Origin of the sequence: Massilia sp. CMS3.1, assembly GCF_051262535.1 — a bacterium.
Classification (GTDB): domain Bacteria; phylum Pseudomonadota; class Gammaproteobacteria; order Burkholderiales; family Burkholderiaceae_D; genus Telluria.
Map to the genome: position 1 here is coordinate 455,426 of NZ_JBIMES010000001.1, position 16,040 is coordinate 471,465.

A 16,040-nucleotide genomic window follows, 5' to 3' on the forward strand; every position below is an offset into this window, starting at 1 on the left:
ACTATTACTTGGTATGGAGTTGCAGGTGTTCGACGACCGGGCCGAGGGCCAGTGCGGGAACGTAATTCAGTACGCCGACCAGCAGCACTACCCCGACCAGCAAGCCCACGAAAATCGGGCCGTGGGTCGGCATGGTTCCCGGGTTGGCTTCGAGCCGCGGCTTTGCGGCCAGCGCGCCGGCAATCGCCAGCACCGGCACGATCACCGCAAAGCGCCCGAACCACATCGCGATCGCCAGCATGGTGTTGTAGAAGGGCGTATTCGCCGACAGGCCGGCAAAGGCGCTGCCGTTGTTGTTGGCGGCCGAGCTGAACGCGTACAGGATCTCGGAGAAACCGTGCGCGCCGGGATTGGCGATACCGGCGCGGCCAACCTCAAGCATGACGGCAATCGCGGTACCGCTCAACACCAGCACCGGCGTAACCAGGATGGCGATCGAGCTCATCTTCATTTCATAAGTCTGGATTTTCTTGCCCAGGTATTCAGGCGTGCGGCCGATCATCAGGCCGGCGATGAACACGGCGAGGATGGCGAACACCAGCATGCCGTACAGGCCGGAACCCACACCCCCGAAGACAACTTCCCCGAGCTGCATCAGGAGCATCGGCACGGCGCCGCCAAGCGGCGTGAACGAATCATGCATGGCATTGACCGCGCCGCAGGAGGCAGCGGTGGTCACCGCGGCGAACAGGCTGGACGCGGAAATGCCGAAGCGGGTTTCCTTGCCCTCCATATTCCCGCCCGCCTGGTACGCGCCCGCCGCCTGGTCCACGCCGAGCGCCGCCAGTTGCGGATGGACCGACTGTTCCGCGCCCATCACGGCCAGCGTGGCGGCCACGAACAGCACACTCATCGCAGCGAGCACCGCCACGCCCTGGCGCCGGTCGCCGACCATGCGCCCAAAGGCGAAGCACAGGGCCGCCGGGATGATGAAGATGGCGAGCATCTGCACGAAGTTCGACAGCGGCGTCGGATTTTCGTAGGGATGCGCCGAATTGGCATTGAAAAAGCCGCCGCCGTTGGTGCCGATCAGTTTGATCGCCTCCTGCGAAGCGACCGGACCCATGGCGATGGTCTGGGTCGTCGCGGTCACGCTTTCCATGACCGCGGCGCCCGCTGCGTCTTTCAGCGGCTGGCCGTCGGCGCCGGTTTTCGGCACCGAATACGTCACAGGTTCGATCAGCTGGACTTCCTGGTAGGGTGAAAAATTCTGGATGACGCCCTGCCCCATCAGCACGATCGAGACCAGCAGCGACAGCGGCAACAGCACGTACAGCGTGGAGCGCGTCAGATCGACCCAGAAATTGCCGATGGTCTGGGCCGAGCGCGCGCTGAAGCCCCGGATGAGTGCGAAGACCACCGCGATGCCGGTGGCCGCCGACAGGAAGTTCTGGCCGGTCAGGGCCAGCATCTGCGTCAGGTAGCTCATGGTCTGTTCGCCGCTGTAACCCTGCCAGTTCGTATTCGCGACAAAACTCACCGCGGTATTGAAGGACGAGTCCGGACTGACATTGGCGAGCGACTGCGGATTGAAAGGCAGCCAGGCCTGCATGCGCTGGAGCGCAAATACAAACAGCGCGCCGATGCCGTTAAAGACGAGCAAGGCGAGCGCGTAGGATTTCCAGTTCATGCCGCTGGCGGGCGCTACACCGCCGGCCTTGTACAACAGGCGTTCGACGCGCCCCATCCAGGCCATGCCTGGAACGGCGCCGCCGTCGCCCACCCGTGCCAGCACCAGGCCCAGCGGCCATGCGAGCGCGAACAGGACGACCAGGAAGGCGCCGAGCAGCGCCAGCGAGTGCATGGTCATCACAGCTCCTCCGCTTTCAGGAGAGCATGGATCAGATAGCCCAGCAGGCCGAGCGCCACCAGGGCGCCGATGTACAAGATATCCATTATTTGCCTCCCAACTTGTCGCAGCCGGCCGCAAAGGCCCAGGTCAAGCCGAAAAACGCGGCCAGTGCCCCGATGTAAATTGCATCCATGTCATCCCTCTTGAACTTCGTGTTTTGATGCGGCCAGCGTAGCGCCCGCCGCGTAAAAATTTTATAAAGACTGCCGCGCCTGGCGTAAACAAGCCGTAAAAACGAACGTCGACGCCAGGCTGTCGTCAGAAGGTCTTGCTGAGCGTGAGCAGCAGCGCCGATTTGCCGAGGAACTTGCCGTTAGCCGGCGATGCATACGCGCTCTTGCTGGCGTTCGTGCCAATGTAGGCCAGCGCGCCGGTCACCACGCCGAAGTCGCGCGTGACGCCGATCTTCCAGTCGGTGTAGCTGGCCGCGCTGTTATTGGCGACGCGCTGGCGCCCGGCATGCAGGTTGACGGTCACGCCGCTGCCCGCGTCCAAATTAGCCGCAAGGTCGAGGTAAGCGCTGTCCTTGCTGTCGACGAAACCGAACAGGTTCGTCACCGCATGCGAATACTTCACGAGCGCCGTTCCGTAGGACAGCTGTGCATACGCTTCCGTCGTGTTCGCATTGACGAAGCCCGGCACGCTTGCCAAGTCGTTCGACGGATACGCATAGCGCAGCACGCCGACGTCGTAGCCTAGGCCGGCCGACAGTTCGCCGCGTTTGCCCAGGTACAGGTCGATTTCGACATCGCCGTCGCCGCCGGCGTCGCTCGTCCATTTGATGCTCGAGGCCCAGGCGCCGGCGTAGACCCCTGACGCCTTGTGAACGAAGTCGGCGCCGCCTTGCAGCGCAGGCTGCATGCGCGTCTGGGAAATGCCGCGATAGCGGTAGTCGCTGGTGACGGCGGCGTTGAAGCTCAGGTCGTTGGCCGCCATGGCTTCGGCTGCGCAGGCGCTGCCGGCGGCAAATGTGGTCGTCAAGGCTGCTGCGAGAATGGCAAATTTCATGTCGGTCTTTCTGTGGTGCTTGTTAAAGAAATGGAAAATTTAATGGCGGGCGTGCCTGTGCCGGGAACACGCATTCGGCAGACAGAAGCCTAGCAAGGGAGGTATAAGGATTTTGTAAAAAAGACATCGCACCACGTAAACGGCGGGTAAAAACCAGGCCCGGTCGATGTCGCTGCGTCGCAACGCACGCCGCGATCGCATGGTGCTCGCGCCTGACGCCGCCTAGCCATTACAATAGGCACTGCACCCCAACAGCAGGAAATGCAATGATTCTATTGAAGGTCCCCTACGCGGAAAAAGAGGAAGCCAAGACACTCGGCGCACGCTGGAATCCGACCCGCAAATGCTGGTACGTCCCCGACGGCAAGGACACGGCGCCCTTCGCACGCTGGATCGTCGCCGGCGGCGCGCCCGAGAACCCCGATGGCGCGGCGAAAACGCCATCCTCGCGCGACGCCCACGGCGCCAAACCGGTGATCGGCTCGAAGTATGTCGAGCTGTCGCATGCCTGCAACCCGTTCGAGGAATGCGCCGAGTGCCGCCCCAGGCTGATCGAAAGCGGCTGGCTGGAGGCGCACCAGGCGGTACGCAGCTTGCTGGCCGGGCTCTGACACTGTACCAATTCCACCTCGTTTACTGAACCGGGCGCGATCTGGCGTGCCCGGCCGTTATACTATTGCCCGGTGCAATAGCCCGCACGCACCTACCCCGACAATTACCCAAGAAAAATACGATGCACAGTGAACCAATTTCCCAGCGGCTCCGTTCCCTGGTCCGCTCCCTGCCGCGCACCGGCATCACGCTCTCCGAACTGGTCCACCGCGTCGGCGACGACGGCCTGCTGATCCTGACCGCCCTGCTCACCCTGGTGTTCCTGATTCCCGTGTCGATCCCTGGCGTCTCCACCGTGTTCGGCGGCGCCATCCTGCTCATTGGCCTGTCGCGGCTGTTCCAGCGCGACCTGTGGATTCCGGCAAAAATCGAACACCGCGTCATTGCGACCAAGAAGCTGCGCCCCTTGCTGCGCAAAGCCCTGCCATGGCTGCAAAAGATCGAACGCGTGAGCCGCCCCGACCGTATCAGCTGGCTGGTGGCCGACGGCGCCGCCACCCACCTGAATAACGCATCACTGATCCTGGGCGCGGTCCTCCTGATGATGCCCTTTGGTTTGATCCCGTTCAGCAATACCTTCCCCGCCGTGGCGCTGCTGTTCTTCGCCATCGGCCTGCTCCAGCGCGACGGCGTGTGCGTGCTGCTCGGCCACATCAGCAATGTGGCCACCATCGTCTATTTCGCCCTCTTGATCGGCGGCGGCGGCTTGGCGGCGCGTGAAGTGTTCCAGCGCTTGACCGCCTGAACGCGGGGCCAGTCGGCCCCGGTTTGTCTCTGGCAACTTCTCGACTATACTGGCAGTGCATTTTCGCCAACAGACTTACAACGAGGAGAGACAACAATGTTCAGTCATGTGATGATCGGTTCGAACGATATCGAACGCTCGAAAGCCTTCTACGACGCTGTGCTGGGAACGCTGGGCGTGGGCGAGCCGTTTCGCAACACGTCGGCCACCGGCCATACCCGCCTGTTCTACCGGCACGAAGGCAACAGCTTCGGCGTTACCGAGCCGATCGACGGCGAAGCGTCCACTTGCGCCAACGGCGCCACCATCGGCTTCAAGTGCAACTCGCCGGAACAGGTAAAGCAGTTTCACGATACCGCGGTCGCCCATGGCGGCACCTCGGTCGAAGACCCGCCCGGCCTGCGCGAAGGCAGCATGGGCGCGCTGCACCTGGCCTATGTGCGCGATCCCGACGGGCATAAACTCTGCGCGCTGTACCGGCCGAAGTAATCTTGCAGGCGGCGCGGGGCGTCGAACGCGCCCGGCCGCCGCTTCGCGTTCATCGTGCAAGGCCGCTTGCCGCAGCTACTTCATTGTCTATTTCACCCGCTGCTTCTCGAGCTTCCTCGCCAGCGTCCGGCGGTGCATTCCCAGCCGCCGGGCCGCCTCCGAAATATTGAAATCGGTTTCGGCCAGCACCGCATGGATGTGCTCCCACTCGAGCGTCTTGATGGACGTCGAGCGGTTCGTCACCTCGACGTCGGCGCTGCCCGCGACGTGGCCGAAGGCCGCTTCGATGTCGTCCGTGTTCGAGGGTTTCGCCAAGTACTGGCAGGCGCCGAGCTTGATCGCTTCGACCGCCGTGCCGATGCTGGCAAAACCGGTCAGCACCACGATCAGCATCTCCGGGTCATGCGCGTGCAGCAGTTGCACGCAATTCAGGCCAGAAGAATTGCCCTTCAGTTTCAAGTCGACCACGGCATAGCCGGGATCGTTTTCCTTGAGTACCTCGGCCGCTTCCTCGTAGCCTGACGCGTGCAGCACGCGGTAGCCGCGCCGCTCGAACGAGCGCCCGAGGGTACGCGCAAACGCTTCGTCGTCCTCGACGATGAGCAGGCAGGGAGTCTCAGGCATGCTCGCCCTCCCCCCTCAATGCGATCGACGCGATCGGAATGGTGAGCGTCACCAGTGCCCCACCCTCCTCGCGGTTGCGCGCATTGACCCCGCCGCCGAGCGTGCGCGCCACGTTCACGACGAGGAACAGGCCGACACCGGCGCCGGGCCGGCTCTTGGTCGACTGATACGGTTTGCCGAACTGGGCCAGCATGGCCGGCGCGAAGCCGGGACCGCGGTCGGTGACCGCCAGAACCAGGGTCCCGTCCTCGACGCTTGCTTCGAGCCGGACCCAGTCGGGCGAGCTTTCCAGCGCATTGTCGAGCAGGTTGTCGATGGTCTGCTTCAAGGCCGAGTCGAACGCGACCGGGATGTCCTCGAAAATCCGGTTTTCGTACTCGAAACGGCCTACCTTGCGGCTGTCTTCCCATTCCTCGGCGAGCCCGTCGAGGAAAGTGTGGATCGTCGTCCTCACGGCCGACTCGCCGCGCGCGCTGCCGGCGGACAGAAGAATGCCGCTGACGATCGACTTGCAGCGCTGAAGCTGGGTCTGCATTTCGCCGATTTCCTCGATCAGGTCGGGATTTTCGCGAAACTCCGGCATCCGCTTCCAGTCGCCCAAAATCACCGACAAGGTGGCCAGGGGCGTGCCCAGCTCGTGGGCCGCGCCCGAGGCGAGCAGGCCCATGCGCACGATATGGTCTTCCTCGGCGGCGCGCTGGCGCAGGTCCGCCAACTGCGCCGCCTTGCCGCGCAGGGTGCCGCTGATGCGCGAAATGAAAATCACGAGCAGCGCCGCGTTGATCGCAAAGCACAGGAGCATGCCCTGCACGTACAGGCTGGCGACGCCGCGCGCGTGATCGAAGGGCAACGCGAGCGGCTGGGCGAAGACGGCCAGCATGGCCAGGCAAAGGAGGGTCACAACGACAATAGTCCAGGTCGACCAGGGCGCGAGCAGCACGGCCGAAATGATGATCTGCAACAGGTAAAGGAAGGCGAAGGGATTGTTCGTGCCGCCCGAGAGATAGAGCTGGACGGTGAGCGTCGCCACGTCCACCAGCAGTGCCATGAACAGCTCGCTGTTGGCGACCGGGCGGCGTTCGTGCCAGCGCAGGTGACTGGCGATATTGAAGGCGATCAGGCAGGCCAGCACCTGCAGCATGTGCACCAGCGGCAGGTTGACGTCGAAGACCAGGATGGCGGCGGCAATCGTCGTGACCTGGCCGAAGACGGCGATCCAGCGCAGCTCGATGAGCTGCAGCATGTTCTTGTGGCCGGCTGCGTATTCGACGCTCGCCTCGAGAGCCGAGGCCTTCTGAGGGGTGATTCTAGTTAGTAGATCAAGCTTTACTGCCATCGTTCCTTGCCTTGCGGTTTTCCTTATCGTTGCCCGAGCGTGCAACAAACCACCACGCCGCAGCAACCATCAAAGCCAGAGCATACCAAGTGATCGCATACACGAGGTGATTGTTTTGAAAGGAAATGACCGTCAGGCCGCCGACCGGCTTTTCCGGCGCGCCGGCGGGATCTTGCCCCCGGGCGGCGTCGACGAAGTACGGTGCGACTTTGTTCAAACCGCGCGCGCTGGCGATGCCGGCAACGTCGCGCGAGAACCAGCGGTTATTCACCGGATCGTTTTCGCGCAGGAAGCCGCCGCCCGGTTCGGCGATGCGCAGCAGGCCGGTGAACGAATGGGGTGTCGCGGCGACTGCGGCGCAAGGCTTGCCGTCCGCGCGGCGCGCGGGATAGCGGCCCGCCCTGTTGTCGGCCGCAGGAATGAAGCCGCGGTTGACCAGGACGATGGTGCCGTCAGTCGTGCATAGGGGCGTGACCAGCCAGAAGCCGGCGCCCAGGTTCGATACGGCTTGCACCGGCGTCGAGTAGTCGTAGAGGAAGTGTCCGGCGAGGCGTACGTGCCGGTATTCGTGGGATTCTTTTGAAACAGAGGACCAGTGCGCCGCCGATGGCGGCGCGACCGGGTTTGCGCCGACGCGCGATTCGATACGTTCGATCAGGGCCAGTTTCCATTGCAGGCGTTGCACCTGCCAGGTTCCCAGTCCTGCGAACAGCACGATCAGGAGCAACCCGACGATCGCCAGGAGGATGCGCACCACACTGCGTGGCCGCGCCGCCCTGGGGCCGTCGACGTGCTCCGGACCGTGCCGGTCCATCATGGCATGTCGTGCGCGCCGTGGCCGGTCATCCCGGCTGCGTCACCCATGCCGGGCATCATGTTGGCATTCATGTGGTACATGACCCAGACCGAACCGGCCAGGATAATTCCCAGCAGGACGATGGTCAGGATCAGCGCCATCATGTTCCAGCCGCCCTCGGACTTCGAGTTCATGTGCAGGAAGTAAATCATGTGCACGACCACCTGCACCGCCGCAAAGCCCATGATCACGAAACGCGTCATCGATGGATCGAGGATATTGCCCATGACCAGCCAGAACGGGATCACCGTCAGGACCACGGCCAGCAAGAAGCCGATCGTGTAATCCTTCACGCTGTAATGCACGACGTGTTCTTCATGGCCGTGATGGCCGTGGTTGTGATGATCGCTCATGGCAGCACTCCCATCAGGTAAACAAAGGTGAAGACGAAGACCCAGACCACGTCCAGGAAGTGCCAGAACATCGACAGGCAAGCCATGCGGCGCAGGTTCTCGACCGACAGGCCGTGTTTCGCCAGCTGGAACATCAATGTCACGAGCCAGACGATACCGAACAGCACGTGCAGGCCGTGGGTGCCGACCAGCGAGAAGAACGCCGTCAGGAAGGCGCTGCGCGACGGGCCAGCGCCCTGATGGATCAGGTGGTAGAACTCGTAGATTTCCAGCGCCAGGAAGCAGGCGCCGAGGACACCGGTGATGCCCAGCCAGAGCTGCGCGCGGCCCAGGTTTTTCGCCTGCGCCGAGATCATCGCGAAGCCGAAGGTGATCGACGACACCAGCAGGAAGGCCGTGTTGATGGCGACGAGCTTCAGGTCGAACAATTCGGCGCCCGACGGACCGCCGGCGTAGTTGCGGCCCAGTACGGCATAGGTCGCGAACAGGCTGGCGAAGATGAGGCAGTCGCTCATCAGGTAGATCCAGAAACCGAGCATGGTGCCGTGTTCTGGATGATGTTCGCGCACGTGGTAGCGCGAGCCGGCGTCGGCGCCGGGGGCGCCCGGATTGGCGCTCAGGGTTGCGTTAATGTCAGACATGGGCTTCCAGCAATTTAGTGCGTGCATTCTCGGTGCGGGTGACTTCTTCCGCGGAGATGTAATAGTCACGCTTGTAGTTGAACGTGTGGACAATGATTGCCACCATCACGGCAAAGAACGCGAGGCCGGTCAGCAGCCACATGTGCCAGATGATCGCAAAACCCACCACCATCGAGATCGCCGAGATCACGAAACCAGCCCAGGTGTTCCTCGGCATGTGGATCGCAACGTAGTCCTTCAATGGACGCGACCACTTGTTCTTCTTCATGTCGGCGAAGGTGTCGTTGTCGTACACCACCGGCGTGAAGGCGAAGTTGTAGTCCGGCGGTGGCGACGAGGTCGTCCATTCCAGCGTACGGCCATCCCATGGGTCGCCGGTGTTGTCGACCAGCTTCTTGCGGTCGCGCCAGGAGACGAAGATCTGCATCAGGAGCGCGCCGATACCACCGGCGATCATCAGGGTGCCGATGAACGAGATGATGAACAGCGACTGCAGCTCAGGATCTTCGAAGTGGCTCGAACGACGGGTGACGCCCATGAAGCCCAGGATGTAGCCCGGCAGGAAGGCAACCCAGAAACCGATCGACCACAGCCAGAAAGAGACCACACCCCAGAAACGGTTCAGCCTGAAGCCGAACATCTTCGGGAACCAGTAGTTAAAGCCGGCGAACAGGCCGAACAGCACGCCGCCAATGATGACGTTGTGGAAGTGCGAGGTCAGGAACAGCGAGTTGTGCAGCACAAAGTCGGCCGCAGGAATGGCCAGCATCACACCGGTCATGCCGCCGATGGTGAAGGTCAGCATGAACGACACGGTCCACATCATCGGCAGCTCGAAACGGATACGGCCTTTGTACATCGTGAACAGCCAGTTGAAGATCTTCGCGCCGGTCGGGATCGAGATGATCATCGTCGTGATACCGAAGAACGAGTTGACGCTCGCACCCGAACCCATGGTGAAGAAGTGGTGCAGCCAGACCAGGTAGGACAGGATCATGATCACGACGGTGGCGTACACCATCGAGGTGTAGCCGAACAGGCGTTTGCTCGAGAAGGTCGACACGACTTCAGAGAAGATACCGAAGGCCGGCAGGATCAGGATGTAGACCTCGGGGTGGCCCCAGATCCAGATCAGGTTCACGTACAGCATGGCGTTGCCGCCCTTGTCGTTCGTGAAGAAGTTGGTGTCGAACAGGCGGTCCATGCCCAGCATTGCCAGGGTGGCGGTCAGGATCGGGAACGACATCACGATCAGGATGTTGGTGCAGAGCGAAGTCCAGGTGAAGACAGGCATCTTCATCAGGTCCATGCCCGGGGCACGCATCTTGATGATGGTGACGATCAGGTTGACACCCGAGAGCAAGGTGCCGACACCCGCGATCTGTAATGACCATATGTAATAGTCGACGCCGACACCCGGACTTGCCAGGATGCCCGACAGCGGTGGGAAGGCCAGCCAGCCGGTACGCGCGAATTCACCGACGAACAGCGACGCCATGACCAGCACGGCACCCATGGTCGTCATCCAGAACGAGAAGTTGTTCAGGAACGGGAACGCGACGTCGCGCGCACCGATTTGCAGCGGCACGACATAGTTCATCAGGCCCGTCACGAACGGCATCGCCACGAAGAAGATCATGATCACGCCGTGGGCGGTGAAGACCTGGTCGTAGTGGTGCGGCGGCAGGAAGCCGGCATTCTCGCCGAACGACATGGCTTGCTGGGCGCGCATCATGAGTGCGTCGGCAAAGCCGCGCAGGAACATGACCAGGCCCAGGATCATGTACATGATGCCGATTTTCTTGTGGTCGATACTGGTGATCCAGTCGCGCCACAGGGTGCCCCACAGGCGGAAGTAGGAGATCAGGGCCACCAGGGCCGCGCCGCCGACGATCACGCCTGCGAAGGTAGCGAGCAGGATCGGCTCATGGAACGGAATCGCGTCCCAGCTGAGCCGTCCGAAGATTAGCTTCGTCAAGTCAAATGAGTCTTGCATGGTTACTTCTTCACAGAATTAGGTGGGGTTTCGCACACTTCGGCAGTCGCCTCGGCTTTTGCTACCTGACGCTTGGCGTCTTGCGGCAATTGCTTGAGGGCGATGTCGTTGCGCACGCGTTGCGTATCCTGGGCCATCTGGTGGTTCATGCAGACAGCACCTTCGGCCACACAGCGGTTCAGGATCGACATGAACAGCGCCGGCTGGACCGTGCCGTAATGACGGACCGGTTCTTTTTCCGACGGCTTTTCGAGTGCCAGGTAATCGGCGCGGCCGAGCGTGTTGCCGCTGGCCTTGACCTTGGCGACCCAGGTATCGAAATCGGCCTGGGTGGTGCCGCGGTAGGCGAACTTCATGTGCGAGAAACCGTCGCCGCTGAAGTTCGAGGACATGCCCTTGTACTCGCCGGTCTTGTTCAGCACCGCGTTCAGGGTCGTCTCCATCGCCGGCATCGTGTAGATCATGCCGGCCAGGGTCGGAATGTAGAACGCATTCATCACCGTCGACGAGGTCAGCTTGAAGCGGATCGGGGTATCGATCGGCGTCACCAGTTCATTGACCGTCGCGATGCCCTGCTCCGGGTAGATGAACAACCACTTCCAGTCGAGCGAGACGACCTGCACTTCGAGCACCTTGGTGCCGGCCGGGATCGGACGGTTCTCGTCGAGGCGTTCCAGCGGACGGTAGGGGTCGAGCTTGTGGGTGCTGATCCAGGTGATCAGGCCGAGCGCGATGATGATCAACAGGGGCGCGCCCCAGATGACCAGCTCGAGCTTGGTCGAATGGTCCCAGTCCGGTTCGTATTTTTCATTGGCGCTCTTTCGGTACTTCCATGCGAAGAAGACCGTGAGGAGCATCACCGGGACGATGATGATTAACATTAACAGGACCGAGATGGTGATCAGGTCGGCCTGCTGCTTGGCGATATCCCCGGCGGGGTTCATTACCACCGTGTTGCAGCCGGACAGCACCGCAAGCAGGAGTAAGGACAGTCCGGGACGGACAATTTTAGGAATCATGCTAGGTATCTAACGTTACATGGGAATAAGAACATGCTACTGTACTGGCATCGGTCTTCATTGAACATTGGACGTTTTGTCCCACCCTTGTCCAGGCCGCGGGACTACGAAGGCCGCCGACCTACCTGGAAAAGAGAAGAGCATATGCAGAACACAAACAGCTACGGCGGCGAAGGCGCCGCTCCCATCAGCGCCCCGCATAGCGGGGCCCGCAACATCAACGCCCGGGACTCCCACATTTCCCCGAGCGAAATCGCGATCGGCGTGGTCATCGGCCGCGCCTCCGAATATTTCGACTTCTTCGTTTACGCGATTGCCTCCGTGCTCGTGTTTCCTGCGGTATTTTTCCCCTGGGCCGACCGGCTGGAAGGCACCCTCTACGCGTTTACGATTTTTGCATTTGCCTTTATCGCGCGCCCGATCGGCACCATCCTGTTCATGAAGATCCAGGAGCGCTTCAGCCGTGAAGTCAAGCTGACGGTTTCCCTGTTCCTGATGGGCACCGCGACGGTCGTGATTTCCTTCCTGCCGACGTATGCCCAGATCGGCACCACCTCGATCGTGCTGCTGTCGCTGATGCGCATTGCGCAGGGCGTGGCGCAAGGCGGTTCGTGGGACGGCCTACCGTCGCTGCTGGCCCTGAACGCGCCTGAAAACAAGCGTGGCTGGTACGCCATGCTCGGTCAACTGAGCGCCCCGCTGGGCTTCGTGATCGCCGCCGGCCTGTTCGCCTATCTGCTCGACAACCTGCAGACCGACGACTTCCTGGTCTGGGGCTGGCGCTATCCGTTCTATGTCGCCTTCGCGATCAACGTCGTCGCCCTGTTCGCACGCCTGCGCCTGGTTTCCACCACCGAATACTCGCGCCTGCTCGACTCGCACGAACTCGATCCTGCGCCGGTCGGCGAACTGGTGCGCACGCAAGGCGCCAACATCGTCATCGGCGCCCTCGCTGCCCTTGCCAGCTACGCGCTGTTCCATCTGGTTACCGTGTTCCCCTTGTCCTGGATGCAGTTGTATGACACCCGTCCGATCAGCGGTTTCCTGTATATCCAGATGTGGGGCGCCGGCGTTGCCGCCATCTGCATCCTGCTGTCCGGCCTGATTGCCGACAAGATTGGCCGCCGCACCACGCTCGGCATCTTCGCCGCCCTGATCGCGATCTTCTCGGCCTTCGTGCCGATGCTCCTCGAAGGCGGCGAAGCCGGCCAGAACACCTTCATCCTGGTCGGTTTTGGTTTGCTCGGCCTGTCGTACGGCCAGGCAGCGGGCGCCGTGACCTCGAACTTCGCCTCGCGCTTCCGCTACACCGGCGCGGCCTTGACCTCGGACCTGGCCTGGCTGGTCGGCGCGGCCTTCGCGCCCCTGATCGCACTGGGCTTGTCGGCGAACTTCGGCCTCGGCTATGTCAGCCTCTACCTGCTGTCGGGCGCGGTCGGCTCGCTGGCGGCGCTGAGCCTGAACCGCAAGCTGGAGATTCGCGACTAAACAAGTACGCCGCCCTCCCCCGGGCGGCAAGCTTTACCTCCGAAATCCGGGCGGACCATGTGTCCGTCCGGATTTTTTCTTGTCAAGCGCGGTCCAAGGAGTTTTGTCGGAGACGAACATGGCACGCGAGATGCTGGTCAGCATTCCGGCAGGCGCGGTTCTCCTGGAGGGCCTGCTCGCGCTGCCGGCCTCACCGATCGGCGTGGTGTTGTTCGCGCACGGCAGCGGCAGCAGCCGCTTCAGCCCACGCAACAACCAGGTCGCTTCCGCATTGCAGGCCGCCGGGATCGGCACCCTGCTGCTGGACCTGCTTACGCTTGACGAAGACGCGCTTTACCGTAACCGCTTCGAGATCGACGTGCTGGCCTCGCGCCTGCATGCGGCAAGCAGCTGGCTCGGCACCCAGGCGCCCACTGCCCCCCTGCCCCTCGGCCTGTTCGGCGCCAGCACCGGCGCGGCGGCGGCCTTGCGCCTGGCGGCCGACAGCGGCGAGGGCATTGCCGCCGTCGTCTCGCGCGGCGGACGCCCCGACCTGGCAGGTGCTGCTCTGGAGCAAGTACGTGCGCCGACGCTGCTGATTGTGGGTGGGGAAGATGGGGTCGTGCTGGACTTGAACCGGCTTGCCTTTGCGGCGCTGTCGTGCGACAAGCTGCTGGAGATCGTGCCGGGAGCGACGCATCTGTTCGAGGAGCCCGGGGCGCTGGAGCAAGTCGGCGCGCTGGCCTCGAACTGGTTCGTGCGGCACTTTACTGCCATGCACCTTCGAACCGGCGTGTTTACGCCAAGGCCGTATCGAGCACCGTCATGAGAATGAACCCGAATATCAGCGCAATCGTCGCCGAGGTGCCGTTTCCGTTCTCGCGCATCTCGGGAATCACGTCGTTGACGATCACGAATAACATCGCGCCGCCGGCGGCGGCCAGGGCGAACGGCAGCAGGCCGCTGGAAATGCCGATCAGGGCCACGCCAAAGGCGGCGGCAATCGGCTCGATCACGCCCGACAATACGCCCAGGCCGACCGAGGTCAGCCGGCTGTAGCCGACCGTGCGCAAGGCAAGCGCCACCACCAGTCCCTCGGGCACGTCCTGGATCGAAATCCCGGTCGTGAGCGAATGGGCTTTTTCGATGTCGATACCGGCGTAGGCGACGCCGATCGCCATACCTTCCGGCAGGTTGTGCAAGGCCACGGCGGTGACGAACAGCCAGGCGCGGCGCAGCGAGTTGCCATGCACGTTGCCGACCAGCACCTGAGCCGGCGCCGTGGCGCGGCTCATCAGGAGGATCGCACCTGCCCCGGCCATGATGCCGGCGCCCGCCAGCAGGCTCGCTTCCCATGGACCGGCGCCGGACGAACGCGCCGCGGCAAGGGCCGGGATGACGAGCGAAAACGCGGTCGCGCCCAGCATCACGCCGGCGCCGAAACCAAGGAAGCCGTCATAGGTGCGCTTTGAAAAATTCTGTGAAAACAGGACCGGCAAGGTGCCCAGCGCGGTGGCTGCGGCAGCGGTCGCGCCGCCCAGCAAGGCGGCATGCATTTTTGGATTCGAATTGAGGAGCTGCTCGACCAGGCTGCCCAACAATAACAGACAGCCTGCCGAAAAGATCAGCAGGCCGATAACGCGCCGCACGGTCAGTACGCGCATGATGGCGCCGGTCCAGCGTAATTTCTGTGTTTCCGATTTCATTCACGATTCCTTCTGTCCGCCAACACTGACCTACCCTGCATACGAAGCAGGGTAGCAAACATACTGGCGGCCACGGCGCGCGCGAGAAGCATTGGGGCAATGCCTGGCGCGCTCGCCAGTGTATTACCGCTTGGCTTACGGCTTGCTGACTGCCGACGCGCCCTTCGGCCTCGATGGATCCAGACCCAGCTCGGACGCGGTCTTTGGATCCGAGGTCGGATCGGACAGCGTGCGCACCAACATCTGCTTGAGCACGTCGATGTCGTCGGTGGGCAGCTTCACTTGCGCTTCGCCGGAACCGCCGTCGACTGCAAACATTCCGACTCTTCCGATAGATGAAACCTAAGCGTCCACGCGACAGTATGCGGTGCCATCTCAAAAAGGCTGTACGGCTTGACACCGTGGGTCGAACATGAGTCATCTTGGCAGTAGCCTAGGTGACAGGTAATCAGCACCTTGGCCGTGTCGGTGTAGGACAAAGGTGACAAACTATTAAACAATTCTGATAGAACCGACGGTTTTTGTCGCCGGCAGGACATTACACTTTCGGTTACGAAATCATTACCGGATGAATCCATCGAGGACGCGCTGTTTGCCGACAGAGCTCTGCGTTGCGCTCCTACGCCGTGCGCAGGCTGGTGAAACTAGCATCTCCATTATTCGTCAATCCGGAGGGTCACCAAAATGTTTTCATTAAACCAACTAAGCCCGACCATCACCGACATGATCCGCTTCGATCATTCGCACGTGATGGTGACGTTCCACCAGTATACGAAGGACAAGTCGCCGACCGTCAAGAAAGCATTGGCCGATACCATTTGCACCGCGCTCGAGATCCACGCGACACTGGAAGAGGAAGTGTTTTATCCGGTGATGCGCGAGCTCGACAAGGGCGAGCCCTTCGTCCACAAGGCCGAGCCTGAGCACAACGACATGCGCCGCATGATCGCCGAGCTGCGCCGCATCAGCGCGTCCGACCCGCGCCACGACAAGGTCCTGCTGGAACTGATGCGCGACGTGATCCACCACGTGGCGGACGAGGAAACGACCTTGCTGCCGCAGGCGGAAACCCTGATGAGCAAGGCACGTTTGGCGGAACTGGGTTCGCAGATGACCAAGCGCCGCATGGAACTGATCGCGCCAAAGGCCGGCAAGCTGGCCAAGAGCCATGCCGTGGGTTTCTCGGGCAGCACGACCGCGGTAGTGGTCGGCGTCGCCAGCGCCCTGTTCGCGCTGCGTACCCTGGTCAAGAAGCCGGGTGGCGAATCGGCCAATACCAAGAGCTGGACCAGCGCCAACTCGATGCCGCACGGGAGTTGACAGCAGTGCCGCGGCG

At 62.3% G+C, this 16,040-nt stretch carries 19 protein-coding genes; 7 read left to right on the forward strand and 12 right to left on the reverse strand.

Annotation, left to right across the window (positions count from 1 at the left end; all coding sequences use genetic code 11):
* Positions 1-4: 4 nt before the first annotated feature.
* Both kdpA and ACHAC9_RS01955 read right to left on the reverse strand, forming a co-directional pair.
* Positions 5-1,810: a potassium-transporting ATPase subunit KdpA gene (gene kdpA, locus ACHAC9_RS01950; RefSeq protein ID WP_435756596.1), complete on the reverse strand. Its 1,806-nt coding sequence runs from the start codon at positions 1,808-1,810 to the stop codon at positions 5-7.
* Positions 1,810-1,857 carry a hypothetical protein gene (locus ACHAC9_RS01955; protein ID WP_435757237.1) on the reverse strand — a complete coding sequence of 16 codons (48 nt, stop codon included), beginning with the start codon at positions 1,855-1,857 and terminating at the stop codon, positions 1,810-1,812. The genes kdpA and ACHAC9_RS01955 overlap by 1 nt, the downstream gene beginning before the upstream one ends.
* Here ACHAC9_RS01955 and ACHAC9_RS01960 point away from each other — a divergent pair.
* Positions 1,837-1,974, forward strand: coding sequence for a hypothetical protein (locus tag ACHAC9_RS01960; protein ID WP_435756598.1), 138 nt, complete (start codon positions 1,837-1,839; stop codon positions 1,972-1,974). The genes ACHAC9_RS01955 and ACHAC9_RS01960 overlap by 21 nt on opposite strands.
* 136 nt (positions 1,975-2,110) lie before the next feature.
* Here ACHAC9_RS01960 and ACHAC9_RS01965 read toward each other — a convergent pair whose 3' ends face one another.
* Positions 2,111-2,860: a TorF family putative porin gene (locus tag ACHAC9_RS01965; RefSeq protein ID WP_435756600.1), complete on the reverse strand. Its 750-nt coding sequence runs from the start codon at positions 2,858-2,860 to the stop codon at positions 2,111-2,113.
* Between the two features lie 266 nt (positions 2,861-3,126).
* Here ACHAC9_RS01965 and ACHAC9_RS01970 point away from each other — a divergent pair, with 266 nt between their 5' ends.
* From ACHAC9_RS01970 to ACHAC9_RS01980, 3 genes are all read left to right on the forward strand, one after another.
* On the forward strand, positions 3,127-3,471 hold the full coding sequence (locus ACHAC9_RS01970; protein ID WP_435756602.1) for a DUF5710 domain-containing protein: 345 nt from the start codon (positions 3,127-3,129) through the stop codon (positions 3,469-3,471).
* Positions 3,472-3,593: 122 nt separating this feature from the next.
* Positions 3,594-4,217, forward strand: a complete 624-nt coding sequence (locus ACHAC9_RS01975) for an exopolysaccharide biosynthesis protein (RefSeq protein ID WP_435756604.1) — start codon at positions 3,594-3,596, stop codon at positions 4,215-4,217.
* Between the two features lie 96 nt (positions 4,218-4,313).
* On the forward strand, positions 4,314-4,706 hold the full coding sequence (locus ACHAC9_RS01980) for a VOC family protein (protein ID WP_435756606.1): 393 nt from the start codon (positions 4,314-4,316) through the stop codon (positions 4,704-4,706).
* Between the two features lie 87 nt (positions 4,707-4,793).
* Here the strand turns inward: ACHAC9_RS01980 and ACHAC9_RS01985 are convergent, their stop codons facing one another.
* The 7 genes from ACHAC9_RS01985 to cyoA are packed head-to-tail and all read right to left on the reverse strand — an operon-like array spanning position 4,794 to position 11,531.
* Complete coding sequence (locus tag ACHAC9_RS01985) at positions 4,794-5,330, reverse strand: response regulator transcription factor (RefSeq protein ID WP_435756608.1); 537 nt, start codon at positions 5,328-5,330, stop codon at positions 4,794-4,796.
* Positions 5,323-6,666: an ATP-binding protein gene (locus tag ACHAC9_RS01990; RefSeq protein ID WP_435756610.1), complete on the reverse strand. Its 1,344-nt coding sequence runs from the start codon at positions 6,664-6,666 to the stop codon at positions 5,323-5,325. Before ACHAC9_RS01990 ends, ACHAC9_RS01985 begins: the two co-directional genes overlap by 8 nt.
* Entirely contained in the window at positions 6,650-7,483 is an 834-nt protein-coding gene (locus ACHAC9_RS01995; RefSeq protein ID WP_435756612.1) for an SURF1 family protein, read from the reverse strand. The genes ACHAC9_RS01990 and ACHAC9_RS01995 overlap by 17 nt, the downstream gene beginning before the upstream one ends.
* The gene (gene cyoD / locus ACHAC9_RS02000) at positions 7,480-7,875 is read right to left on the reverse strand and encodes a cytochrome o ubiquinol oxidase subunit IV (RefSeq protein ID WP_435756614.1); all 396 of its coding nucleotides are present in this window, start codon (positions 7,873-7,875) and stop codon (positions 7,480-7,482) included. Before cyoD ends, ACHAC9_RS01995 begins: the two co-directional genes overlap by 4 nt.
* A complete protein-coding gene (cyoC, locus tag ACHAC9_RS02005) occupies positions 7,872-8,516 on the reverse strand; it encodes a cytochrome o ubiquinol oxidase subunit III (protein ID WP_435756616.1) in 645 nt (214 codons plus the stop codon). Before cyoC ends, cyoD begins: the two co-directional genes overlap by 4 nt.
* Positions 8,509-10,512: a cytochrome o ubiquinol oxidase subunit I gene (cyoB, locus tag ACHAC9_RS02010; RefSeq protein ID WP_435756618.1), complete on the reverse strand. Its 2,004-nt coding sequence runs from the start codon at positions 10,510-10,512 to the stop codon at positions 8,509-8,511. The genes cyoC and cyoB overlap by 8 nt, the downstream gene beginning before the upstream one ends.
* 2 nt (positions 10,513-10,514) lie before the next feature.
* A complete protein-coding gene (cyoA, locus tag ACHAC9_RS02015; protein ID WP_435756620.1) occupies positions 10,515-11,531 on the reverse strand; it encodes a ubiquinol oxidase subunit II in 1,017 nt (338 codons plus the stop codon).
* A gap of 144 nt (positions 11,532-11,675) precedes the next feature.
* On the opposite strand from cyoA, the gene ACHAC9_RS02020 reads away from it, so the two are divergent.
* Together ACHAC9_RS02020 and ACHAC9_RS02025 are read left to right on the forward strand one after the other, a co-directional pair.
* Positions 11,676-13,019 carry an MFS transporter gene (locus ACHAC9_RS02020; protein ID WP_435756622.1) on the forward strand — a complete coding sequence of 448 codons (1,344 nt, stop codon included), beginning with the start codon at positions 11,676-11,678 and terminating at the stop codon, positions 13,017-13,019.
* Positions 13,020-13,137: 118 nt separating this feature from the next.
* Entirely contained in the window at positions 13,138-13,827 is a 690-nt protein-coding gene (locus ACHAC9_RS02025) for a dienelactone hydrolase family protein (RefSeq protein ID WP_435756624.1), read from the forward strand.
* Here ACHAC9_RS02025 and ACHAC9_RS02030 read toward each other — a convergent pair.
* Positions 13,796-14,704, reverse strand: a complete 909-nt coding sequence (locus tag ACHAC9_RS02030; RefSeq protein WP_435756626.1) for a ZIP family metal transporter — start codon at positions 14,702-14,704, stop codon at positions 13,796-13,798. The two genes, ACHAC9_RS02025 and ACHAC9_RS02030, sit on opposite strands and share 32 nt — an antisense overlap.
* A gap of 135 nt (positions 14,705-14,839) precedes the next feature.
* Complete coding sequence (locus ACHAC9_RS02035; RefSeq protein ID WP_435756628.1) at positions 14,840-15,022, reverse strand: hypothetical protein; 183 nt, start codon at positions 15,020-15,022, stop codon at positions 14,840-14,842.
* A 366-nt stretch (positions 15,023-15,388) separates the two neighbouring features.
* Here ACHAC9_RS02035 and ACHAC9_RS02040 point away from each other — a divergent pair, with 366 nt between their 5' ends.
* A complete protein-coding gene (locus ACHAC9_RS02040) occupies positions 15,389-16,024 on the forward strand; it encodes a hemerythrin domain-containing protein (RefSeq protein WP_435756630.1) in 636 nt (211 codons plus the stop codon).
* The last annotated feature ends 16 nt before the right edge of the window (positions 16,025-16,040 follow it).